The sequence below is a fragment of the Pedobacter agri genome, assembly GCF_032678665.1.
Classification (GTDB): Bacteria; Bacteroidota; Bacteroidia; order Sphingobacteriales; family Sphingobacteriaceae; genus Pedobacter; species Pedobacter agri_A.
On record NZ_JAVTSH010000006.1, the window covers coordinates 71,696 to 98,141 of the forward strand.

Here is a 26,446-nt window from a genome sequence, read left to right on the forward strand (position 1 = left end):
ACACCAATATTATCAGCATTAACGCCCTAAAGCCAAAATTAGTTCCATCAAAAAACATAAAAAAGTTTAGTGGATTTGCCTAAGCGGTACGAAATTTGATTAAACGGCGTTATTAAATGAACCTAAAACAATTAATCCCTATGAAAAGACAAATTACTCTCCTGAGCCTGTTCATGATGGTCACGGCAACATTATTTTCCTGCAAAAAAGATGAAACTTCACTTAAAGCCAGAATAATGGGAAAATGGACCGTAAATAAAATTGAAGTATCAGGCAATACAAACCCGCTGCAAAACGGAACATTTAACTACACTATGAATGATTATATAGATTTTAAAGCGAATGAAGATGATCAGGTAGAGTTGAGTTTAACCAACCAACGAACGATCGGAACCTATACCGCGTCGCTGGGAAACGACTTTAACATGGTTTTTCCTGAAGGAAGTTCTTACTGTACAGTTTCTGTATTGTCGGGGACGCAGCTTGAATTTACCGCCAAAATTGATAAGACCAACATCGTTAAAAAATATTACTTAACCAGATAAAAATCTTAATCCCGATTATTTGCTTGCGCCATTGGTTCTAAATCAATGGTGCATTTTTTTATAGGTTCTTCGTCATTGCGAGGTACGAAGCAATCTTTAGGCAAATAGATTGCTTCGTACCTCGCAATGACGATCCATCGCACTTAGATATAAATCAAAATTCCGTGAAAATCCGTGTTTGAGTGGCAAAAGCCTGGAGAAAATTATGTTTCACTAAACCCCTTAATTTCCGTAATTTCGCCCCTTTAAAAATTTAAAACTTGCAATGGATTACCAATTCAAAGAAATAGAACAAAAGTGGCAGAAGTTTTGGGCTGATCATCAAACATTTAAAGCCGAAAGTAATTCTGAAAAACCAAAATATTATGTGTTAGATATGTTTCCTTATCCATCGGGGGCAGGTTTACACGTGGGTCATCCACTGGGTTACATTGCATCAGATATTTTTTCGAGATACAAACGCCTTAAAGGTTTTAACGTTTTGCATCCAATGGGCTACGATTCATTTGGTTTACCTGCAGAACAATATGCGATCCAAACGGGTCAACACCCGGCCATTACAACAGAAGCAAATATTGCAACATACCGTCGCCAGTTAGATCAAATTGGTTTTTCTTTCGATTGGAGCCGTGAAGTGCGTACCAGTGAACCATCTTATTATAAATGGACACAGTGGATTTTCATGCAGTTGTTCAATTCCTGGTATAACATTGAAACGGATCGGGCAGAAGATATCACTACATTAATCGAAAAATTCAATTCATCCGGCACAGCCGATGTAAAAGCGGTTTGCGATGAAGATGTGAAATCTTTTTTACCGAGCGATTGGGCAACTTTTAGTGAAGAAGAAAAGCAGGTTGAGTTATTGAAATACCGCATGACTTACCTTCGGGAAAGTACGGTAAACTGGTGCCCGGCTTTGGGAACAGTTTTGGCGAACGACGAGGTAAAAGATGGTTTTTCAGAGCGTGGTGGTTTCCCGGTAGAGCAGAAGAAAATGATGCAGTGGAGCATGAGAATTACCGCTTACTCTGACAGACTTTTGCAAGGTTTGGATACCATCGATTGGCCGGAACCGATTAAAGAAATGCAACGCAACTGGATTGGAAAGAGTGTTGGAGCATCAGTTAAGTTCAAAGTCGAAAGTTCAAAGTTGAAAGTGGAATCTTCGGACTCCGGACTTCTAACTCCTGACTATATAGAAGTTTTCACCACCCGTGTAGATACTATTTTTGGTGTTTCCTATTTAGTGTTGGCACCAGAGCATGAATGGGTAGCTGAATTGACTACGCCGGAACAAAAGCAAGATATCGAGAATTACATCGCTCAAACTAAAAAGAAATCGGAGTTAGACCGCATGGCGGATACCAAAACGGTTTCAGGTGCTTTTACAGGAACTTATGTAATTAACCCGGTAAGTGGTGAGCGTGTTCCGTTGTGGATTGCAGATTACGTACTTGCAGGTTATGGAACAGGTGCGGTTATGGGTGTTCCAAGCGGCGACCAACGTGATTGGTTATTTGCCACGCATTTTAATTTGCCGATTATTCAGATTTTGGATGCTCAGCAAGATATTGAAACGCAAGCCGACCCAACTAAAGAAGGAAAATACATCAACTCTGGTTTCATCAATGGATTAACTTATAAAGAAGCGGTTCCGTTTTTAAATAACTGGTTAGAAGAGAAAAAAGTAGGTAAAGCAAAGGTTAACTTCCGCCAACGTGATGCGATTTTTGGTCGCCAGCGTTATTGGGGAGAGCCGATTCCGGTTTATTTTAAAGATGGTTTGCCTTATTTAGTTCAGGAAGAGGAATTGCCGCTAATCTTGCCAGAAATTGATAAATACCTGCCAACAGAAACTGGCGAACCACCTTTGGCGAGAGCTGAAGGATGGCAACCTGAAGATGGCGGACATTACGAATTAAGCACCATGCCAGGTTGGGCAGGAAGTAGCTGGTACTGGTACCGCTATATGGATGCTGAAAACAATGCCGATTTTGCTTCAAAAGAAGCGATTGAATATTGGAAAGACGTTGATTTATATATCGGTGGTTCTGAACACGCAACCGGTCACTTATTGTACAGCCGTTTCTGGAACAAGTTTTTGAAAGATTTGGGTTATACCAAAGAAGAAGAACCTTTCAAAAAGTTGATTAACCAGGGGATGATTCAAGGCAGAAGTAATTTTGTTTACAAATTAAATATAGATTACTTAATTCCCTTGGATATTTTTAATGAACCTCAACCGAAAATAATTGTCTCTAAAAATAGAATGGAGCAAATTAAAAAAGAAGGTATAGATGAAGATTTAAAAATATTAATAATAAAAAAGTATCAAGATTTAAATAGTGGACTTACTCCTGAACTACATTATTTAGGTTTTTCTGCTCTGCATGTGGATGTTAGTTTAGTTGAAAATGACATTCTTAATATTGATGGTTTAAAAATTTGGAGACCAGAATTTGATGATGCAGAATTTATTCTTGAAGGCGGAAAATACATTTGCGGTGTTGAGGTAGAGAAAATGTCGAAATCAAAATTCAACGTGGTTAATCCCGATGATTTGATTGAGCGTTACGGAGCTGATACCTTGCGGATGTACGAGATGTTCTTAGGTCCGCTGGAACAAAGCAAACCTTGGAATACAAATGGTATTGAAGGCGTGTTTAAGTTCTTGCGTAAGTTCTGGAGATTATTCCATAACGAAGCCTGGGAGTTCACGGTGTCTGATGCTGAACCAACTAAAGCAGAATTGAAATCGTTGCATAAAATCATTAAAAAAGTTCAGGATGATATCGAAAGGTTCTCTTTCAATACTTCTGTTTCTAGTTTTATGATTGCCGTTAATGAATTGACAGATTTAAAGTGTAATAAACGCAGCATCTTGCAGGATATGGTGGTAATTTTATCGCCTTATGCGCCACACATCTGCGAAGAACTTTGGGTTCAGTTGGGTAATGAAGCAGGAGGTTTATCTTATACTGCATTCCCGATTTTTAACGCTGAACACTTGGTAGAAGATGAATTTGCTTATCCGGTTTCTATTAACGGTAAAATGAAAATGAACTTAAATTTAAGTTTAACATTGGCACAACCAGAAGTGGAAGCGATTTTATTGGCGAACGAACAATTCCAGAAGTTCCTGGATGGCAAGGCGCCTAAGAAAATCATTTTTGTAAAAGGGAAGATTATTAACGTGGTGGTTTAAGTTTTTGAGCTGAAAGTTGAAAGCTTAAAGCACAAAGCTTTATAGCGATTTTTATAACAAGAAACCCAGAGTTGAAAAAATCAATTCTGGGTTTTTCTTTTAGGGCCTTCGTCATTGCGAGGCACGAAGCAATCCTACAGCTATGGGTTTCATAGCGAATGCATTAAGATTGGTTTCCCGAATGGTCGGGATAAGCTGTGTCACGGAATGAGGGCCGTTTACATGAAGTTTATTGTCGCAATACATTTATGCACTTCGTCCTGCTGAATTTAATTCAGCATCTATTTTTTTGCAATTAAGACCCTGAAATAAATTCCGGGTGACGACTGCTCATATGAAGTTTACTAAACACTTTGCAGTTTCATTGCCGTCCGGCTTCAGCCAACGGAAAAAAAAACCGGGCTGTAATTTACAACCCGGTTTTTCAATAATTTGCGAAGCAGCTTTCCGCTTTGGTTTTTCTGCTTTACACTTTCAACTTTTACCTTTCAGCTTTTCTTCTATTTCCGCCAAACCTTCTGTTATTACTGGCGTTACGAGGTTTGCCGCTCATGTTTCCGTCGCCGCTACCTTTTTTACCGCCGCCACCTTTCGATTGTGCCTGAGGTTTGCGTTTCACCTGGTTTTTGGCCAACATATTTTCCCAGCTTAAAGGATAAGGATGGTCATCTACAATTGGCAAAGTAATTTTAATCAGTTTCTGAATATCCAATAAATATTCGTTTTCTTCCGCATCGCAGAATGAGATGGCAATTCCGTTTGCACCTGCACGTCCGGTACGACCAATCCGGTGTACATAAGACTCTGGAATATTTGGCAATTCAAAATTGAAAACGTGAGATAACTGGTCAATATCAATACCACGGGCAGCAATATCGGTTGCCACTAAAACGCGTATTTTTCTATCCTTAAAATCAGTTAAAGCACGTTGACGGGCATTTTGTGATTTATTCCCATGAATGGCGGCAGCTTTAATTCCGGAGTGACCTAAATCTTTTACAATCCGATCTGCACCATGTTTGGTACGCGTAAAAACTAAAGCTGTTTGAATGTTCTTATCTTCCAAAAGATGAATCAATAACTTCTTTTTATCAGGCTTATCAACAAAATAAACCGATTGAACAATAGTTTCAGCCGTAGAAGAAATTGGGGTAACTTCTACTTTCGTAGGGCTGGATAAAATCGTATTTGCTAACTTCTGAATTTCATCAGGCATAGTAGCCGAGAAAAATAAAGTCTGGCGTTTTGCTGGTAATTTAGCCACTACTCTTTTCACATCGTGGATAAAACCCATATCCAACATTCTATCTGCTTCATCTAAAACAAAAAGTTCGATGGTGTTTAAGCTGATAAAACCCTGGTTCATTAAATCTAATAAACGACCGGGTGTAGCTACCAAAATATCAACACCTTTACGCAAAGCTTCCACTTGCGAGTGTTGATTTACACCACCAAAAATAACTAAGTGACGTAAGTTCAAATTACTTCCGTAAGCTTTAAAACTTTCTTCAATTTGAATGGCAAGCTCGCGTGTTGGGGTTAAAACCAACGCTTTAATGTTCTTTGTAGCTTTAGTGTTGATGTGTTTTTCGTGCAACAATTGCAACATCGGGATGGCAAAAGCAGCAGTTTTACCTGTACCTGTTTGTGCACAACCTAATAAATCTTTTCCTTTTAATATTGTTGGGATGGATTGCTCCTGTATGGGTGTAGGTTGTGTATAACCTTCTTTCTCAAGGGCCTTTAAAATTGGCTCAATGAGGTTTAATTCTTTGAATAACATGTATGTTTTTTTGTAATATTTATCGAAGAAGCTAGAACAATCAATTGTTGAAGGACTAACTTGCGGAGAGAATATGCCATTCAGAATGACAAGCCCTTATTCCTGCTTCGGGGGCAAAGATACGTAAAATTAAATTATTGAAGGAGTGAATTTTGAATGAATGAATTTGTGGTGTTTATCCCATCATTCAGTCATTCTATCATTCAATCACTTCTCTTCCCTAAACCTGCTAAAACAAATCAGTGCAATGAGGCATAGCCCAAAACCAACGATGCCGTTTAAGCGTAAACCAAAATCATTTCCTGGATCTTTGCCATAAATGGTTAACATGGCAAAAATGGCAATACCCAAAGTTTGCCCAAGCTTAACAAATAGATACTTTACTGCAAAAAACATCCCTTCGTGGTTCTCTCCACTTTCAATGGTATCCTTTTGAGCGATATCGGCCAGGATGGCATTAGGTAAAATGCCTAACGCAGCCAAAGGAAATGATGCCGACAAAACCAGAATATAAAGTTGGGTTTGCGGCAATAGCGGCAGTTTCCCCAAAAAGAAAATAGTTACAAATATTAAACATAAAACAACGAAAGCCGAGAGTACAAATGGCTTTTTGCCAATTTTTGCCGAACCAAAATTAACAATTGGATAAAAAAGTAAGGAAGCCAAAACCATTACCCCCATAAACTTTCCGCCCTGAGATTCATCTAAACCCAATAGTACCGTACAGAAGTACAATAACCCACTCGAAATAATACTTAGAGCAGTATAAAATGCAAAATCTGATATCAGATAATATTTAAAATTACTGTTTTTAAAAGTGTTTTTAATGGCTGGCCATAATGGGATGTGTGTGGGTTTAGCTACTGAAAATTCTTTTTCATTAATAAAAAAAATGGGTAACAACATTACCAATCCAGATAAGATACACAATCCCCAAATGGCAATTTGTACAGCCTCACTTCTGTTTGCGAAATAGAAGTCATCTTGCACCAAATCAGCAAAATTGTTGGTGCATGCCGATAGAATAATGCCAATTACAAAACCCACTTGCTGATAGCTCGAAAGCTTCACTTTTTGCCTCGGCGTATGGGTAACTTCAGCCAAAAGTGCGTTGTAAGGGATAATATAGGTGGTAACTGAAACGAAAAACAAACAAAGTGTAATGGTCAGCCACCAGGCATTATGCAAACTTTCGCCTTTTTCAAGGGGGTAAAAAACCAATCCACAAAAAATCATGGCGGGTACAATTGCCCATTTCATAAACGGCATTCTTCGTCCGTTAGGGTTTTGACTTGCATCGCTTCTGGATGCAATAAAAGGGTCGAAAATCGCGTCAACCAGTCTGCCCGACGCTGCAATGATGGATAAAATATTGAACAATCCTAAAAAAACAAGTTGAGGAACCAGCGGCGATAAACCAGCATTGTTTGGTGGCAGGTAAAAATAGGGGAGCATCACAATGATAATGTTCGTCATTGTGCTCCAGCCAATCATACCAGCAGCATAAGCAATTTCTTGTTTTAGTGAGAGTGTTTTATCCATTAATAAGTTAAAATTATACTTTCTGTTTTGTAAAGCAAATTCCTGTAATATTTGGTTCCGATAGTCCTGCTTTTCGTTTTATCCCGATGTTATTTATGTGCTGAATCTTCTGCAGAATAACGGGATGTTCACTTCAATCAGGTTTGTTTTACGCAGGTTAAGCTTACTATTTTCGGCTGGTCGCTTAAAACAAATCCCTCAGTTTCATCCATACGATTAGCATTGCAATTTAGGGTTTTATTTAACTATTTAGGAGTAATTTGCCATCTAAACCCGACAGCAACGGAAATACTTTTTGAAAAGTATAAACCTAAATACAATGTCATTCTGAGGAACGAAGAATCTGCAACCTATGAAACAGATTATTAATTGGTTGTAGATTTTTTTAACGGTATTAATGCTTGCTATGCAGGTCTTCGTTCCTCAGAATGAAAGAAGTTTCAAAAAGATTGAAGTTTGTGGCGGGACGATCGCAACCGACAAGCACCAATATTGCTTTCCAGATATTTCAAAATTATTTCTTGTTAAACAATCTCGAAATGAAATAAATGGCCAAAAACCCAATAAAAATATACAAACCGTTTAAAGCTGCGTTCGGGTCGTCGGCATAAATACTGAAAGCCACAAATGTGTAAGCAGCAATAAAGATTATTGGCAATATTGGATAAAGTGGAACAGTGTAAATGGTTTTATTGTCTAAATGTGCAGTGCGTTTTCGTAGTATAAAGATGGTTGCTGCAGAACTTGCCATGCTGATGCTTTCTAAAAAAATGGTGTAGTTTAAAATTTTATCGAAAGTTTTTGCAAAGAAAATAATAACAACTGCAACAAGCGCAAAAACGGTCAGGCTAACGCTAATTACTTCCTTTTTATTCATTCTGGCAAACACTTTTGGTAAAGCACCTTCTTCACCCATGGCAAACATTGCCCTCGGATTGCTTAGCAAATTAACATTCACGTAACCCATTACCGAAACAAAAATAATTACCGAAAGCATTTTAAAACCCGCTGGTCCGAATATTTTCGAGGCCAAAATTGCGGCAATACTTTCCGCAGTTTTTAGTTCTTCGAAACCAATAACCTGTACATAAACATAGTTTAAGGCCATGTAAAGGATTACAATTATGGTTAAACCGATAATAATGGAACGTGGAATTACTTTTTTAGCTTCGGTAACTTCGCCACCAAAATTTATGGTTTGCGCATAACCGGCATATGAAAAGGAAACGGCAATTAAACATAAGCCTAAGGCTTTTCCATAATCTGCCCAGCTAGGCAAAGCATTGTTTGCGGTCTTAAAGACTGGAACAACAGTTTGTGTTGTTTCGGCAAAGAAAATGGCGCAGATTAAAATTAGAATCAGACCTATTTTGATAATGGTTAGTACGTTTTGAGTTTTTGAACTAGCCTTTAAGCCTAAAAGATTAATTAAGTAAAATACTAAAATGGTGGCGATGGCGATTGCCACACGATAGGTTTCATTCTGCATTTCTACAGGCAAAATAATTTTACTGAGATATTCAGCACCTATGATGGAAATTGCCGCTACCGATGCCGCACTGGAAATTAATACAATACAGTTAATGGCAAAAGCAATTGATGGATGGTAAGCTTTAGAGAAAATTTTATAATAACCACCAGTAACAGGGTAACGTGAACCAATTTCAGCGTAAGTTAAGGCACCACAGAAAGCTACGAAACCGCCAATAAACCAGGCCAGATAAAATAATTCTGGTACCTGAGCTTTCGCTGCCACGTTTACCGGCGTACGAAAAATACCCATGCCGATTACCAAACTGACCACAATCATGGATAAATCGAAGAGCGAAAGTTGCTTTTTTTGTTGCATTAACGGAATAATAAATTGACGGGTTGAAGATAAGGAAATTATGGATGATGTTTGATGGAGGATGGAAAATGGGAAATGCGGAATGGGTTGCAGTTTCTCCATCATCCCATTTACCTCTTACATTTTACCTATCTTTTTTGTTGAAATTTTATTTTGCTAGCATCAAAGAATAAATCTATTATTGTACAATAATTTTTGCTAACCGGAATTTGCGAAGTCAAACATCAATAACTTTAAAAATTCCCGATATCAAATCATTCCTAAATACTTGTCATGTTGAACGTTAAAGTTTACGCCGAACATCCCTCGGTATGGCTGCTTTGTAATCACGCAAAGTTCAATCAACCTGATAAAAAATAAGCAACCTTATGGCAGAAGTAATTTATAACGACGACAGTATTCGATCATTAGACTGGAAAGAACACATCAGACTACGCCCCGGTATGTATATCGGTAAGCTTGGCGATGGCTCTGCGCAAGATGATGGAATTTATGTTTTGTTAAAGGAAATCGTAGATAACTCTATTGATGAGTTTGTGATGGGCACAGGAAAAACCATCGAAATTACGGTTTCCGAACAGAAAATAAACGTTCGCGATTACGGTCGTGGCATTCCCTTAGGAAAAGTTATTGATTGCGTAAGCAAAATAAACACCGGTGGTAAGTACGATAGTAATGCCTTTCAAAAATCGGTTGGATTAAATGGCGTAGGTACAAAAGCGGTTAATGCTTTATCTACAAGTTTTACGGTACAATCGTACCGCGATGGTAAAACGAAAAAGGTTGAGTTTTCTAAAGGAGAAATTGTAAACGAACAACCGGTAATTGATACCACGCAGCGTAATGGAACAGCCATTACCTTTTATCCTGACGAAACCATTTTTAGAAACTACCATTACATTCCTGATTTTGTTGAGAGTATGGTTTGGAATTATGTATTCCTAAACACCGGCCTTACGGTTAATTTCAACAATCAGAAATATTTCTCAGAAAGAGGTCTTTATGATCTGCTTTCTAAATTCAATAAACCCGAGGAAATTCGTTACCCGATTATCCACATGATTGGTAACGATATCGAAATTGCGATGACACATGGTCAGCAATACGGAGAAGATTATCACTCTTTTGTTAACGGCCAGCACACCACGCAAGGCGGAACACACCAGGCAGCTTTCAGGGCTGCGGTGGTAAAAACCGTTAGGGAGTTTTTCAAAAAAGAGTTCGATGCTTCTGATGTACGCTCATCGATTATTGCTGCCATTTCTGTTCGTGTGCAGGAACCTGTTTTCGAATCGCAGACCAAAACAAAGCTTGGTTCGCAAAATATGGGACCAGAAGGACCATCGGTTGCAACTTTCATCAACGATTTTGTTAAAAAGGAATTGGATGATTATCTGCATAAAAACCCAGATGTTGCCGATGCATTGCTTAAACGTATTAATCAATCAGAAAGAGAGCGAAAAGATATTGCCGGAATTAAAAAACTGGCAAACGACAGGGCCAAAAAAGCTTCGTTGCATAATAAAAAACTTCGCGATTGTAAGGTTCATTTTAACTCTACGCATGAGAAACGTTATGAAACAACATTGTTTATCACCGAGGGAGATTCTGCTTCGGGTTCTATCACAAAATCTCGTGATGTAGATTGCCAGGCGGTGTTTAGTTTAAAAGGTAAGCCGCTTAACTGTTATGAGCTTACCAAGAAGGTAGTGTATGAAAATGAAGAGTTTAATTTGTTGCAACACGCCTTAAACATTGAAGATGGCTTAGAAGGTTTGCACTACAATAACATTGTTATCGCTACCGATGCCGATGTAGATGGCATGCACATCAGGTTATTGATGATGACTTTCTTTCTTCAATTTTTTCCTGATTTGGTAAAAGCAGGACATGTATACATTTTACAAACCCCTTTGTTCAGGGTTCGAAATAAAAAGGAAACCATTTATTGTTATAGCGATGAAGAGCGCCGAAATGCCATCGAAAAATTAGGAAATAAACCAGAGATCACTCGTTTTAAAGGATTGGGAGAGATTTCTCCTGATGAATTTGGTTTGTTTATTGGTAAAGATATCAGGCTCGATCCGGTTATCTTGAAAGATCAAACCATAAAAAGTTTGCTAGAATACTACATGGGTAAAAATACTCCTGATAGGCAGCAACACATCATCAGAAATCTGCGTGTAGAAAAAGATGAGGTAGAAGAAGAACCTAAAATTATTGATGAAGTAGCATAAAATTCGGCGTTGAGCTAATCGCAAGTTAAATCAACGCAAATTTGAAACCCACTAAAAGTTCAGCAGGAAAGTATTTAATAGTTGTATTTTTAATCTTAGTTATCTTTGGTATAACTGCAGGATTATTTGTTAATTTTTCTAAAATACCACTACTAAAATCGGTAAATAAAATTGTTCAGGTAAAGAATGATTTTACTAAACTTGATAGCTGTATTTTTAAACTGTACAATGCAGAGAATAGCTGTAGGATGTATGTGGTCAGTGGTGAGCGTCATTATTATGATCAGTTTGTAGATGAAATTAAGGAGATTTCCTTGTTTATGGATACAATTGAACAGCAAAATGCTAAAGAACACGCCTTTTCTTCAGATAGTTTTGACGCACTCATTAAACAAAAAAAACTTCGCACCACACAATTCATTCAACTTAAAAGATTATCTGATAGCTTGATTAACTTTTCGGTTGAAGTTGACAAAGATGTCGAAAAAATTAATCCGAAAAGTAAACTTTTCACAGCCAGGCAATTCAAGAGCATTGTTAAAATTGATACCTTGAAACCAAGTGTTAATGCTCAGCCTAAGAAGAAATTTTTCGGGCGAATTATGGCAGCCATTAATGACAAGGGAACCAAGGCCGTTGATAGCTCCAGATCAACATTTATTAAAACGATAATTACTGCTGATACCTCTTCACTTAATTTGGCATACAATAAACTACAACTTAAAGCCATTAACGATTATTATTTAAAGCTATACCGCACCAACAAAAAACTTAAAACTAAAGAAAAGGAATTGCTCGATGTTAACCATCGTTTAATTGTGAAGGTTGTTAATGGTTTAAAACAATATAAGGCCAGTGAAAATGATTATTATGCATCGGTGCAAAAAATAGTCAGTAATACTGCGTTTTCTACCGTAGAAAACCTCGATCGCTTTACCTGGGTTCTGCTTATTCTTACAGGTGGTTTGGTAGTCTTTGTGCTTTACATGATTTTTAATTTCTATAAAAATGAAAAAGCATTAATCGAGTACAGTGATAAAGCAGCGTTGTATGCCTTATCAAAAAGTCGCTTTTTGGCCAATATGAGTCATGAGATTAGAACCCCGCTAAATTCAATTGTTGGTTTTTCTGAGCAATTAACCAAAGTTGATTTACAGGCGGAACAAAAGGAGCAGATTGGTGCAATCAGGAACTCATCGGTAATGCTGCTTGATGTGGTAAATGATATTCTTGATTTCTCAAAATATGAAACAGGAAAAGTGGCGATGGAACAGGTGCCATTTTCGCCTGCAATTGCCATTAGGGATGTTTTTGATAGCATGAAAATTCAGGCCGATAAAAAGAAGATTGGCTTTATCATGGATATGGATATTGCCGTTGATAGGTTTATTTTAGGAGACCCGCTTAGGTTAAAACAAGTCGTCATGAATTTGTTAAGCAATGCCATTAAATTTACAACAGAAGGAAAAGTTACGCTAACCGCCAGTCTGAATGCTTCCAGTGACAACGGGTCGATATTAAATGTGAGTATTGCCGATACCGGGATGGGAATTAACCAGGTGGATCAAAAAATAATCTTTGATGAATTTGCGCAGGTTTATTATTCCTCTACCAAAGAAAAGCAACAAGGTACAGGTTTGGGCTTGGCTATTTGTAAGAAAATTGTGGAGTTTCAAGGTGGAACAATAGATGTTAAAAGTGTTGAGCGAAAGGGTTCTACTTTCTCTTTCGAGCTACCCTACCAAAATGCGTCAAAACCTGAAAATGAGGGAAGCCCGGTTTCTAAATTTGGCATTGAAGCAGAAGTATTGGAGGGGAAACGGGTTTTATTGGCAGATGATAATATGCTGAATATCTTGTTGGCCAGTACAATTTTGAAAAAACACAAAGTTGAATTTGACGCGGCATATAACGGAAAAGAGGCGTTTGAATTATTTAGCGAAAATGTTTATGATATTATTTTAACTGATATTCAGATGCCTGAAATGGGAGGGATAGAGCTGACGCAAAAAATTAGAAGCAGCGAAGATGCAATCAGAAAGACTACACCAATTTTAGGTGTTACGGCAAATGTAATGCAGGAAGACCGTAAGAAATACTTAGCTTCTGGCATGGATGAACTGGTGTTAAAGCCTTTTCTGGAACAGGAATTATTGGAAAAAATTGTAAAATTTATCAGAAAGTAGAACACCAGCCATCACCAAAAATTTCGACTAAAGACTAAAGACTAAAGATTTTTATCAGGTGCGTTCACTGTATCTTCCGGATGTTGTGGAGGCAATACATCAACTTTTTTCTCTACGATTGTGATTTTTGTAAACACCGCATATTTACTTGGTGCGATACCACCATCGTATTTTTCTGCATAAGCCTGGGTAAATTCAGCGCCAAAGTATAAAATAATAGAGGTATAGTAAATCCAAAGGAGGATAACGATAATTGAACTGGCGGCACCAAAAGCTGATCCCGGGTTTCCTTTTTCGATATAAATGCCAATCAGGTATTTACCCAAACTAAAAAGTACTGCCGTAAATAATGCGCCAATAATGGCCGATTTCCATTTGATGACCACATCGGGCAACACTTTAAAAATTACAGTGAAAACTGCCGTAACCGCTGCCAATGTAATTACATTATTTAAGATGTAAATGAGCAATGCCATGGTATCGTCGGCTACTGGAACTACCTTATCAATTTCAGTTTCTGATAATAAGGATATTAATTTGTTGCCAAGGCCAACTACCACAGTGTTTACTACAAGCGATACGAGAAGCAGAAACCCCATAGAAACGATGAGCGAAAAAGACAGGAGCCTGTTGGTAATCATTTTGAGCCAGCCTTTTTTAGGGATTGCTTTTACCTTCCAGATTAGGTTAATACTATCCTGAATTTCGATGAAGATCGCTGTAGAACCAAATATCAAGGTGGCAATACCGATGATTAAACCAATAGTTGATTGACCACTCTTGGTAGAGTGCTCTACGAAACTTTGAATTTGGGAAGCAGCATCAGGACCAACCATGTCGGTAACCTGTGCGAAGAACTTATTGTGAGTATCGGTGTTGCTTTTGTCGCTTAAAAAAATAGTAGCAGCCGATAGAATAATGATAATTAACGGTGTGAGTGAAAATATGGTGTAGTAAGCTAAAGAAGCACTAAGTTTAGTGATTCTGTCTTCAGCAAAACCTTTCCCTGCTGCTATAAAAAGATGATAAAGTGCGATAAAAAAATGCTTGATCTTCTTGATTACTTTCATTGAAAAACTAAAATGGATAACCTATCCCGATATTAAAAATTAAATTTTGTCTGCGCCAGTCTTTGTTGCCAAAGGCAATATCATTAAATACCCATCTCTGGCCTTCTGCAAGGTAAGGCTTACGAACAGGAAAAGCGACATCTAACCTGATCACGAAAATAGTGGCATCTACACGTAAACCTGCTCCGGTTCCCACAGCCAATTCGCTAAGGGCATTTTTAAGTTTAAACTCTGAACCTGGCCTACCATTATTCGTTGTTCCCGGTATGCCGGTATCTTCTTTACGTAACCAAACGTTGCCGGCATCTACAAACAACGCACCGTACAAAATGCTTACCAGTTTAAATCTTAGCTCTGAATTTAGCATCAATTTAATATCACCGCCCTGATCAGCAAAAATGGCATCATCTGGTACTTTATAAGTTCCGGGGCCTAATGTTCTGGCCGGAAACGCCCTGATATCGTTACTTCCGCCAGCAAAAAACTGCCTAACAAATGGCAAGGAAGTACTGTTGCCATACGCATATCCATAACCAACATTTAACCGGTTGGCCCAGGTCATATTTCTGGTTATTTTGTAGTAATCTCTTAAATCGGCCTCTAACCTTACAAACTGAGATAGGGGCACATTGAAAATCGAACGTTTTCCTTCAGCATCTTTTGGTACAAATGTTCCCCATAAATTACCACCAGTTTCAATTGCACCGTAGAAGAAAGTATTGTTTCTCCGGTTGGTTTCCATCTGGTTGGTGTAGGTGAAGTTATAACTACTACCGATAATAAACTGATTTTCTAATGTTGTTCTTAACAGCGGATTTTCAGCAAACAATCGATCTCTTGTGGTATCCGAAGGAAATGTAGTTGAAACATAGCTCACAGATATTGGATTCAAATTATGTTCCTTGTATTGATTTTCTTTAAAATTATAACCGAATTCTCCTTTGAAAGCATGAAGCGTGTATTCTGAGCCTCGGTTTAACATCTGGTATGACAATGAAGCAATTGTTTTCGGTATAAAGGCTGTTGTACTGTTTGGTTTATAAAACGGTACAATAAACCTCGGGAAGGTTAATTTACCTTCTGCAGTTAAAGAAAGTGAATTTCTGCCCAAAGATGTTCCTCTGGTCTGCGTTTCAAAACCTCCGCTAACACTTAAATCCAGTTGCTCAGCGCCTCTGAAAAGGTTTCTGGTCGTTTGCGTTACCTTCACTTCCGAACCCACAAAATTGTTCGATTTACTGGTTCCGGTAACAGAGAAAGAAAGCGAGTTTTTCTTCAATGGAGTTAAGTAGATATTTAAATCGAGCTGATTGTTCTTGAAACTGTCAACCGGTAAAAATTCTGCCCGCACATCCTGAAATGCGCCCACATTTACCATTCTGTTTAAGGATTGATTATGATCTTTTCGATTATAAACTTCTCCTTTTTGAAAGAACACCAATCGATCAAATAATCTTGGTTTGAACGTATTCCGATCATCATAAATGTTAAAATCGTGATACTGCAAAGGTTTTAAACTTCGAAGCGTGGAATCTCTGCGCAACGAATAGTTAGGGTAAATGTTGATGTTTTTGATGGTGTAAGGTTTCAGGCCTGCATCAGGTGCGATGTCTTTAACTTTCACCGTAACATTTACCAGATTTTTGCCAATGGTACTATCCACCTGCATAATTAAATAATCAGGACTGAAGTAAAAATATCCATTCTCTTTTAAATCATTGTCGATTCTTACGCGTTCGTTTTTGTAAACGTCGAGATCATAAAAATCGCCAACCTTAAGCAACGTTTTTTCTTTGTTGGCATTAATAATTCTGGTTAATACGCCAGAATCTGGTGGGAAAGTAATCTTGTTGATTTTATATCTTTCACCGGTAACCGCAGTATAAATTGCCTTACCTTTTTTATCCTTTACCACCGTATCGCCGGTTACGGCAGCTTGCAAGTAACCCTCGCTTAACAGATAACTGGTTAATACATCGTTATTGTATTTTAACTTCACCTCACTTAAAAGTACAGGTGGCTCACCTTTTTTCCTGATCCAGTTTCTTAAGCCTTTTGGTTTTTTAGGCTCACCGGCAAAGTTATATATGGCCAGCTTTAACTTGTTATTAGGGCGAGGTCTGGTTTTACTTTTCAGATCTGCCTTAACTTGTTTTTCATCATCGATTTTACCTGAAGAATCAGGATTGATGATAATGTCTGCTCCAGTATATAAAACTTGGCCGGGTTTCAGGGATTTCGTACTGCTACAGCCCGCATAAACTAAACAGGCCAATACAAATAAAATAGGTCTAGTTAGTTTTCTCATCTTGTGCTTTCTGTTCAATGTTTCTTGTTCTTCTATTTCGTTTCTTCTGGAATATCTCCCTGAATTTGTTGTAATCTACAACTAAAGTAAATCCTAACCCTGTTTCTATAATTTGGCCCTGTACAATCACGTCGTTTTGATTGCGCCTGTAAGCCCGTAAGCGATATCTTCCGTCAGCAGATAGGGCATATTCTACATTTACGTTTCCTGCAATATCTGTCGATTTTTCTCCCGGTGCCTGCGGACCTTCCAATGCGAATGAACTACCTACTGAAACTGTTAACCTGTCATTCAATAATTTTTTCGATAAGCCAACCTCTAAATCGGTTTTTTGCTGTAATGATCCTGTTGAGTAATCTTCAGAAGAATTTACCCCAAAATTAAGATCCACACCCTGAATTAAATCCGATGTCAGGTTATTCAGTTGCTCCGTTAATAATTTACTTACGCTCGAACGGGCAAGTGTTGAAACACCGCCACCACCTCCGGATAAACTTTCGAAAGGGTTATTGGCAATGAACCGGTTTAGTGCCAGTAAGGCAAATACCTGTTTGTTCAATTCACTTTCATCACGGTTAACATTAATTAATTTAGTGTAAACTTGTCCGTTGAGTGCCCCACGTTCATTTTGTGGTAAATCTAATTTAAAGGAAATGATCGGTTTCAATAACTCCCCCTTCATCATCAAATAAACTTGGAAAGGTAATTTAGTTCTTGCTTCGTAAAGATCAGGCTGGTTTAACAAATCAATTGGAGCAGCATTCACCTCGTATAACGCCGTAAGATCTGCATTTGCCGAAGTAGGCTCCCCAGTCCAAATAATGGTGCTTCCTTTTACCAGTTTAAATTCTTTTTTTACAACGGCTAAAGTTAAATTATATGAGCCATCAACAATTTCGTATCGGCCAGTCATGCTAATTTTCCCACTCGGATCCATGGTAACGTTTAAATCTGCATCGCCTCTTACATTTAAATTGTCGCCACTTGCAGGGTCTACCACCACATTTAGTTCTGCCTCCGGATCAATTTTTACAGCCGCAACCAGGTTTAGTCCTTTAATAGGGGCTTTGCTAATGCTATCAACTTTTAAAGCTTTTTGACCATTAAATGGTGGCGCATCGGCATCGATGAACTGTACAATTCCTTCCTGCTCAATTACTGATGGATCATTGGCCGGCAATGCGAAGAAGAATTTAGTCCCTTTATTTACCGTGATGTTCATGTTCACATCAGGCTGATTTAAATCGCCCCTAACTTTGATGTCACTGGTTAAAAATACGGTACCATAAATCATATCATTATCGGCTGCGGTAGAATTGATGGCCCTGAAATTATTCATCCTGATATCTAAACCAAAACGGTAGTTTTTAAAATCAGTGGTGTAAACCTTGCCATTTATGGTCGCTTTTTGATTCAATGAATCGAGCATGGTGAAGTTATTGAAAGCAATTCCTTCATTGGTGAACGATATTTTTTCATTTGGCAAACGGAAATAAGAATTTACATAAGCCACGTTTATACCAGCGTTATTGAAAGTTAAGTCGCCCAATATTTTTGGAGCAGTTAATGCACCTTTCACCGAAAGTGCTCCGGTTAACGTTCCAGTTCCATTTTTAAGTTGGCCTTGCGATAAACTCTCAATGTTTTTCATCTCGATTTTATCGATGTTAACCGTTAAATCTAATGCACTTTGAGGAGCCGTATAATAAAAACCATTTACCCTTAACTCATGCACACCAGATAGTGCAACATTTACCTCAAAAGCATTTTGGGTATTGTTGTTTACTGCAACACGCAAAGTTCCCAGTTCATCTTTTTGATAACGGAGTTGATCAATGGTTAAATTTGCTTCGAACTTAGGCGTAGAAGCAAGATCTTTAACATTAGCTGTTCCATTTAATCGACCGCCAACTAAGGTTGTATCCGTTTCGGCAAACTTGGTTAAAGTTTCCAATTGAAAATCTTTAAATTCAACCGATAGTGGCGCATTTGGTTGCGTAGGGTTACTGTTGATTGCTAATGACTGACCACTATTGCTGATCTGAAACTGATTAACCAAAATTCCAGATGCACCAAACTGGATATAATTATCCTGAGAAACCACCCATTTCTGATAGTCCAATAATAATTTTTGAGGGTCTAAGCTGAATTTGAAATCCTTATTGATGGATTGAAATGTTCCGCCAATTACATATTTATCTTTTCTTTGTCTATCGCGAAGGAATATGTTTACACCCAAGTTGTTGTTTGCTGCATCGCCGCTCACTTCGGTATTAAATAATGCAACTGATGGGCTTTGCAAACTTTTAACGGTTAGCGCATAAGCCAGTTTATTGTTGTCATTATTAATATTTAAAACCGTAGTGTCTACTTTGAAATCGCCGTATACTACTTGTGGAAAGTTTCCTTTGATTTGCAAGCTGTCTTTTTGCGTATCTATCAATCCGTAAAACTGAGATTGTTTGAAAACCGTTAATTCTGGTACAAACTGTTTCAATAATTTAGAATCATAAATTTGCACGGCAAATCTTAAACGCTGATCAGGAATTTTAGTTACCGTACCGAATGCATAATATTTATTAATCTCATTGATGATTGCACTGCCAACTTTAGTCAACTGGTATTTACCATCAATTTTGGCCGATAAAATTTCTGATTTCAGCGTGAGTTCATTTTCTGTTTCCGTAGTTTTTGCCCTAACGGAAATGGTATCTACATTAATTCTTTGTGCGTCTTTTACGAGTTGTAAACCCGTAATATCTACAGCGCCGTTCAAATAATCAGCATCGGCTGTTGTTAAATCAACTTTTACCAAACCTGCAGCACTTAAAACAGTCGGGCTGAAATTTAATGCCTGAAGATTCAACGATTTTAAATTCAAATCAGCTTTTACTGCAGGATATTTGCCAGCCAGGCTCGCTTTTGCATCGAGTACGAAATTGGCGTTACTATCAGGCATGCTTCCTTTTATGGCCACATTTTGGTTGGCATAAGTACCAGCAAGATTTAAATTGCGGTACGTATATTTGTTATAATAGGCACTTAAAACACGGGCATTAAATTTTGCATTAATTTTCTTTGGATCTAATCCGGTTCCGGCAACATTAGCCTTTACCGAAACACGCCCTAATTTAGGTTGCATTTTTAATAACCTACCCACGTTAAAGTTATTCAGAGCCACATCCGCTTTGTAACTTTCTCTGCCTTTTGGTCCTTTCATGGCTGCGGTTAAAATGGCCCCACCCATATCCGTCTGGATATTCATATTGGTGTTGAAATCCGTCATGGAACCCGTAAACTTTCCTTTTGCATTAATTACATTTGGCAACTCAATACTTGGCGGGAGTGATTTTCTGGGTACAGCAACCAGAATATCGCTTTTGGTAACATAAAGTTTTTTGATATTTAAATCAAGGAAGGTTTTATTAATATCCGGCAATCCTTTCGCGGTACCGCTAATATCAATCTGCGTATTTTTTAACCCGCTAATTTGTAAGCGGGGAATGTTCAGGTTATTTAAATATCCATTAACATCAGCGTTGATTTTGATTTTTTCATTTCGATAATTAGCCGGAATGGCATCACTAAAATAACCTGCATCTTTTAAACCAATCGTAGTATTTTTCAGGCTCAAAGCTAATTTTACCCTTTCCGGATGTTTTGTTAAGTCATCCATTGATGTGAAATTCAATTCGGTAGCGTTCTCGATGGTGGTATTTGGGGTTTTTAGAACGAAATTGGTCAGCTTGATTTGCTTGTCGTTATAAACCGCATTTCCTTTTAGCTCATTTAAAGCAAAGCCACTTTTTTCCTTAAGTGATCCATTTTTTACATTCGCTTTAATTCCATCGGCACTGTAACTTACATCGCCTGCACCAAATGTTAAGCCTGTAATTTTTAAATGGTTAAAATCCATTCCTTTTGGAGCGGCTTTTGCGCCCAAATTGTCAAACTGAACATTGTTATCTGCCAGGCTAATATTTTTGATCATTAGGCCCAAAGGCGATTTCTCAGGTACTACGGTATCTTTTACCTTTTTCAAATCGTTGCTTGGCGCTGGTTTGAAGGCAAAAAGAATATTTGATTTGTTAAGCTTTGCATCCTCAACGGTGTATTTGCTATTCGTTAAATCAACTTTAAGGTTAACGAGGCCTAATTCATTTACATCTGCTACTGCTTTTGTAGTCGAAATCTGATCATCGTAATTTACTTTTACATTATTAAAAGCAAAATTCTCCACTTCTATTAAAGGGAGTTTTCCGGCTGCTTTCTGGCTACTGTCAACACTATTGGTTACATGTTGAACCAACTCTACCAAAGGTTTTTGCTGGAGATATTTAAGTGAGGTATTATTTAAGCTTAAATCTTTAATAACATAGTGCTGGCCAGCTAAATCAAAAGTTTTTAGTTTAGTTTTAAAAGCACCTAAATAAAGTTTAACGTCATTGCCGGCAACATCATCACGATAGGTTAAACCAATATCTTCGAAAGAAACCTTATCAACCGAAAATTTTAATGTTGAAGTAGTGTCTTTATCAACCTTTTCTTCGGGCTTTTTTTGGTCGCTCATGAAAGCATCTACCAAAAAGGAAAAATTAAAAGTTGTGTCAGGACTTATTCTTTTAACATTTGCCCGTATGTTTTTTAGTTCAACATTGTTAATCTCAACAGTATTATCCAGGAGCTTGAAAAGACTAATATCAACCGCTAATTTTTCAGCATATAATAAAGTATCGCCTTTTAAATCTTCAATATAAAACTTATTCAAAACCACATCTTTTGGTAAAGCGATTTTGATACTTTCGAGGCTAACTTCCGTTTTAGTCTTGGTTTTGAGGTAATTAATGGCCTTTCCCTTCACAAAATTTTGTACAGCAGGGATGTTAAGCGAGAGGGCTATACCAACAACAAGAATGATAATTGAGGCAATAACCCAAAGCAGGACTTTTAAACTTTTACGTACGTATTTATTCAAAGCGGATTATGTTTGGTGGTTGTCAAATGCTAAAAGCATGCCATTAAAATTAAATTTAGCGGCAGATTTTATATTTAATACAAAAAATAAACTAAATTGTTCGCCCGCTATAAAAATTTAACATTGGCGGTTTCATAATCAATTAAAAATGAAATTATTAAATCTAAATATAAGCTTTGAGCAATATGCTGGCATTGACGAATTGAAAGAAAATGATGCTGAACTTTGTAAATCAGCTGAAGAAGCACTGGCTAGTTCTTACTCTCCATACTCAAAGTTTAGAGTTGGTACGGCAATCAGACTAGCCTCTGGAGAAATCATTTTGGGTAGCAATCAGGAAAACCTAGCTTATCCGTCAGGCTTATGTGCTGAACGCGTTGCGCTATTTGCAATTGGCTCCAATTATCCAGATGCTGTAATTGAAAGTATGGCCATCACCGCACAAACAGATGCTTTTGAAATTTTAAAACCTGTAACATCCTGTGGCGGTTGCTTGCAGGTGATGGCTGAGTTCGAACGTAAACAATCAGCGCCAATTGAGGTAATCTTCTATTGCTTAAATGGCGAGATTTTAAAAGTACCAAGTGTTCAAAGTCTGTTGCCGTTTTCTTTTGTCGAGGATCGGCTGGCGGTAAAAGCATAGGCAGGATTTTTGGCTGTTATTGCCCTATTGTTTTTTGTTACAATCTATTTAGCTGTTTCTGCTGTTATGTAGAAAAGACATAACTATGTGGATTGTATGGGCGGCGCTGGCCGCATTTTCAGCAGCTTTGGTCATTGTGCTCACAAAAGCAGGATTGAAAAATGTAGATTCGAGTCTGGCTTTTGCCATTCAGGCAGTATTGATTTTACTGATTACCTGGGGCGTGGTTTTTTATCAGGGCAACTTTAGCGATTGGAAAGGAATAGAAAAAAATGCCTGGATATTTCTTCTTTCTGCCGGGGTGTTTACCTCACTATCTACATTGTTTTCTTACAAAGCTTTATCAATGGGGCCGGCATCTTATGTTGCTACCATTGAAAGAACTTCATTAGTGATTGCAATTGTGTTATCTATTATTTTTTTGAAAGAGAAAATCACCTGGCAACTTGTGGTAGGTGGAACGGTTATGATTGCAGGAGCAGTATTGATCGCACTATCTGATCCAGGCGAATAATTTTGATGATGAAGAAATCTTGTAATAACGGGATTAAAAATCCCGGTTATTGCGTCTTCGAGATGCCTTTCAGAACATCTCGAAGAGCTATTGGTGGTTTTAGGCAAGGTTTAACCACCCCTTGCCCCTCCTAAATTAGGAGGGGAGTAGTTTCTGCTTTGGCAAAATTTGTTCATTTTCAATGGGCTATTTGCTTTGTGCCCGAAATCTTTCAAATTGCCACCTAAAGTAGGAGGGGAGTAGTTTTTGCTTTGGCAAATTTGTTCATGTTCAGGGGGCTAGTTGCGTTAAATCCTAAGTATTTCAAATTCCACGATCTAAATTGTTTACCATAATCCAAACTCCCCTCCTTATTTTCAAGGAGGGGTAAGGGGGTGGTTTGATTATCGCCAGTAGCAGTACTCTTAGTTAAATAAACCTGATTGGAGCGGCATCCTTTTAGCCATTATGCTGAGCGTAGCGAAGAATGGCTAAAAGATACAGCGGAAAGCAGGAAGAGGCTTTCAAAAAAGATCAGAACCCTGCTTTCCAAATAAAAAATAACGGAAATTGCAATTCTGAAATGTGTATAACCTGTATTTACACTGTGCAATCATTTTTATTATATTTACGGCTGCCAATTTCTGTAGATAAATGAGTGAAGAATCAGACCAAAACCTAAATCCAAACGAAGAACATAAACATACGATTACCCCAATTAACGGTTTGTACGAAAACTGGTTCCTCGATTACGCTTCTTATGTAATTCTGGATAGGGCGGTTCCGCACATTCACGATGGATTAAAGCCTGTGCAGCGCCGGATTATGCACTCGCTGAAAGAAATGGACGATGGACGTTTCAATAAGGCGGCGAATGTGATTGGTAATACGATGAAGTATCATCCACATGGTGATGCTTCAATTGGCGATGCAATGGTGCAGATTGGTCAGAAAGATTTGCTGATTGATATGCAGGGTAACTGGGGCGATCCAATTACCGGTGATAGTGCCGCGGCACCTCGTTATATAGAAGCTCGTTTATCGAAATTTGCAAATGAGGTAGTTTTTAATCCTGATACCACAGAATGGCAGTTAAGTTACGACGGGCGAAACAATGAACCGATTACCTTACCTGTAAAATTTCCTTTGTTATTGGCGCAAGGAGCAGAAGGTATTGCGGTGGGTTTGGCAACCAAAGTAATGCCGCATAATTTTGTTGAACTTCTTGATGCTTCTATCGATGCGCTGAAAGGTATCCGGCCGAATATTCTACCCGACTTTTTCACAGGCGGTGCGGCAGATTTTTCGAATTATAATGAAGGTCAGCGTGGTGGGAAAATCCGAGTACGTGCTAAGATTACTGAAAAAGACAAAAAGACTTTGGTGATTACCGAGGTGCCTTACAGTACCACCACAAGTTCAGTAATCGATAGTATTTTGGCTGCCAATGATAAGGGCAAAATCAAGATCAAGAAAATTGAAGACAGTACCGCCGCCAATGTGGAAATTATTGTGCATTTGGCTCCAGGCATTTCGCCTGATGTAACCATCGATGCGCTATATGCTTTTACGGCTTGCGAGGTTTCTATTTCGCCAAACACTTGTATCATTCAGGATGATAAGCCGCATTTTTTAAGTGTGAACGACATTCTGATTGAGAATACAAAACATACCAAAAGTTTATTAAAAAAGGAACTGGAGATTCGCTTGCATGAGTTGCAGGAGAAAATTTTCTTTAGTTCACTACTTAAGATATTTATTCAGGAGGGAATGTACAAAAATCCTGAATATGAAAACTCAAGTAATTTTGATACCGTTGTAGAGGTTTTACATCTTTTATTTGATCCTTTTAAACCTTCACTTTACCGCGAAATTTTACCTGAAGATTTTAAAAAGCTGATTGATAAGCCCATGAGTAGCATCACCCGATTTGATGTGAAAAAGGCCGATGAGCAGATGAAAAACCTGGAAGATGAAATTAAGGTGGTTAAAAATCACTTGAAACATTTAACCGACTATGCAATTGCATGGTTTCAGCGTTTAAAGGATAAATACGGAAAAGGCAGAGAACGTAAAACGGAGATCCGTTTGTTCGATCGGGTAGAGGCATCGAAAGTGGCGTTGGCTAACGTGAAGTTGTATATGAACCGTGAGGATGGTTTTATCGGAACGGGCTTGCGTAAAGATGAGTTTATTGCCGACTGCTCGGATATTGATGAGGTAATTGTTTTCCGTGAAGATGGAAAATGCATGATCACTAAAGTTGCTGATAAAACCTTCGTTGGTAAGGGGATTATCCATGCGCAGGTATTTAAGAAAAACGATGAGCGGACGATTTACAATATGGTTTATAAAGATGGTTCTACAGGCACATCTTACATTAAACGTTTTGCAGTTGTTGGCGTAACACGCGATAAGGAATACGATTTGACAAAGGGTTCGAAAGGATCGAAAGTTTTATATTTCACAGCTAACCCAAATGGTGAGGCTGAAGTAGTGAACGTGGCGTTGAAACCGCATTCGAAACTGCGCAAACTCCAATTCGACCTTGATTTTGCGGAAGTGGCCATTAAAGGTCGGGGTTCGCAAGGGAATATTGTTTCTAAATATCCGGTTAAAAAAATTACACTCAAAAGCAAAGGTGTCTCTACCTTATCAGGGCTTAAAATTTGGTACGATGACCTACTGAAACGCTTAAATGTTGATGGTAGAGGGAAGTATCTGGGTGAGTTCGATGGTGACGACAGAATTCTGCAGGTACATAAGGATGGTTACTATGAGTTAAGTTCTTTCGAATTGAGTAACCACTTTGATGATGGTTTGCTTTTAATTGAGAAGTTTGATGCAGAGAAAGTATTTGCGGCTGTACATTTTGATGGCAAAGCACAAAATTACTTCATTAAACGATTCAATTTCGAGTTACAATCTAACGGTAAAAAAGTTGTATTCATCAGCGAAGAACCAAAATCACGATTATTGTTTTTAACCGCCAATGCTGGTGCCAAAGTAATGGTTGATGTGCTGAAAGGTAAAACTCAAATTCCTGAAACGCTGGATTTAGTTTTGGCTGAATTGATTGATGTGAAAGGCCTAAAAGCAAATGGTAACCGCTTGTCGCCACACGATGTGCAGAAGGTGGAATTGCAGGAGCCTGAAGTTGAAGTTGAGGAAATTGATGAAAGTGAAGACGATGGAGGAAATGAAACTTCAGGTGAGGAAGAGAATTCAACGGAGAATGAAGTTGACGAAGAGGCAGTTGCCGGTGAAGTTGAAACTCAAGTAGCTGAAAAAGCGCCTGCCGAAGAAAAACCGAAACCGAAATTTGAACGTAAAGCTGACCCGGTAACATCGGAAAAACCTGTTGTGCAGGAGAGGCCTGTTGTTGAAGTTGAAAAGCCGGTTGAAACGCCTAAACCAGTTCCTGTGAAAAAAGAGGAACCAAAAATTCAGGAAAAGCCAAAAGTTGAAGAAAAACCTGTTAAGAAAGTTGATTTCGAAATTACCAACCCAAATGATATCGAGATTGATGATAAAGGACAGCTAGGGTTATTTTAGTGGGATTACCTAATCCGGCGCTTTTGTCATTCTGAGGAACGAAGAATCTGCA

13 protein-coding genes are annotated in these 26,446 nt (G+C 38.1%); 7 read left to right on the plus strand and 6 right to left on the minus strand.

Annotation, left to right across the window (positions count from 1 at the left end):
- The first annotated feature begins 140 nt into the window (after positions 1 to 140).
- On the plus strand, positions 141 to 545 hold the full coding sequence (locus R2Q70_RS13600; RefSeq protein ID WP_316808114.1) for a lipocalin family protein: 405 nt from the start codon (positions 141 to 143) through the stop codon (positions 543 to 545).
- A gap of 265 nt (positions 546 to 810) precedes the next feature.
- Positions 811 to 3,753 carry a leucine--tRNA ligase gene (locus R2Q70_RS13605; protein WP_316808115.1) on the plus strand — a complete coding sequence of 981 codons (2,943 nt, stop codon included), beginning with the start codon at positions 811 to 813 and terminating at the stop codon, positions 3,751 to 3,753.
- Between the two features lie 481 nt (positions 3,754 to 4,234).
- On the opposite strand, the gene R2Q70_RS13610 is transcribed toward R2Q70_RS13605, so the two are convergent.
- The 3 genes from R2Q70_RS13610 to R2Q70_RS13620 all read right to left on the minus strand — a co-directional run bounded on the left by R2Q70_RS13610 (position 4,235) and on the right by R2Q70_RS13620 (position 9,032).
- Positions 4,235 to 5,536 (minus strand): DEAD/DEAH box helicase, encoded by a 1,302-nt coding sequence (locus R2Q70_RS13610; RefSeq protein WP_316808116.1) that lies wholly within the window; start codon positions 5,534 to 5,536, stop codon positions 4,235 to 4,237.
- 207 nt (positions 5,537 to 5,743) lie between these two features.
- Entirely contained in the window at positions 5,744 to 7,078 is a 1,335-nt protein-coding gene (locus R2Q70_RS13615) for an MFS transporter (RefSeq protein ID WP_316808117.1), read from the minus strand.
- Between the two features lie 514 nt (positions 7,079 to 7,592).
- On the minus strand, positions 7,593 to 9,032 hold the full coding sequence (locus R2Q70_RS13620) for an APC family permease (protein ID WP_316808118.1): 1,440 nt from the start codon (positions 9,030 to 9,032) through the stop codon (positions 7,593 to 7,595).
- Positions 9,033 to 9,295: 263 nt separating this feature from the next.
- Between R2Q70_RS13620 and R2Q70_RS13625 the strand changes: the two genes are divergently transcribed.
- Positions 9,296 to 11,164: a DNA topoisomerase IV subunit B gene (locus tag R2Q70_RS13625; protein ID WP_316808119.1), complete on the plus strand. Its 1,869-nt coding sequence runs from the start codon at positions 9,296 to 9,298 to the stop codon at positions 11,162 to 11,164.
- A gap of 41 nt (positions 11,165 to 11,205) precedes the next feature.
- Positions 11,206 to 13,350 carry an ATP-binding protein gene (locus R2Q70_RS13630; protein WP_316808120.1) on the plus strand — a complete coding sequence of 715 codons (2,145 nt, stop codon included), beginning with the start codon at positions 11,206 to 11,208 and terminating at the stop codon, positions 13,348 to 13,350.
- A gap of 41 nt (positions 13,351 to 13,391) precedes the next feature.
- Here the strand turns inward: R2Q70_RS13630 and R2Q70_RS13635 are convergent, their stop codons facing one another.
- The 3 genes from R2Q70_RS13635 to R2Q70_RS13645 are packed head-to-tail and all read right to left on the minus strand — an operon-like array spanning position 13,392 to position 21,703.
- Complete coding sequence (locus tag R2Q70_RS13635; RefSeq protein WP_316808121.1) at positions 13,392 to 14,420, minus strand: YihY/virulence factor BrkB family protein; 1,029 nt, start codon at positions 14,418 to 14,420, stop codon at positions 13,392 to 13,394.
- Positions 14,421 to 14,427: 7 nt separating this feature from the next.
- The gene (locus R2Q70_RS13640) at positions 14,428 to 16,728 is read right to left on the minus strand and encodes a BamA/TamA family outer membrane protein (protein WP_316808122.1); all 2,301 of its coding nucleotides are present in this window, start codon (positions 16,726 to 16,728) and stop codon (positions 14,428 to 14,430) included.
- A complete protein-coding gene (locus R2Q70_RS13645) occupies positions 16,712 to 21,703 on the minus strand; it encodes a translocation/assembly module TamB domain-containing protein (protein WP_316808123.1) in 4,992 nt (1,663 codons plus the stop codon). The genes R2Q70_RS13640 and R2Q70_RS13645 overlap by 17 nt, the downstream gene beginning before the upstream one ends.
- 148 nt (positions 21,704 to 21,851) lie before the next feature.
- Here R2Q70_RS13645 and R2Q70_RS13650 point away from each other — a divergent pair, with 148 nt between their 5' ends.
- The 3 genes from R2Q70_RS13650 (at position 21,852) to R2Q70_RS13660 (ending at position 26,394) form a co-directional block, all read left to right on the plus strand.
- A complete protein-coding gene (locus R2Q70_RS13650) occupies positions 21,852 to 22,346 on the plus strand; it encodes a cytidine deaminase (protein WP_316808124.1) in 495 nt (164 codons plus the stop codon).
- A gap of 85 nt (positions 22,347 to 22,431) precedes the next feature.
- Positions 22,432 to 22,860 carry an EamA family transporter gene (locus R2Q70_RS13655; RefSeq protein WP_316808125.1) on the plus strand — a complete coding sequence of 143 codons (429 nt, stop codon included), beginning with the start codon at positions 22,432 to 22,434 and terminating at the stop codon, positions 22,858 to 22,860.
- A 633-nt stretch (positions 22,861 to 23,493) separates the two neighbouring features.
- Positions 23,494 to 26,394 (plus strand): DNA gyrase/topoisomerase IV subunit A, encoded by a 2,901-nt coding sequence (locus tag R2Q70_RS13660; RefSeq protein WP_316808126.1) that lies wholly within the window; start codon positions 23,494 to 23,496, stop codon positions 26,392 to 26,394.
- Positions 26,395 to 26,446: the final 52 nt, after the last annotated feature.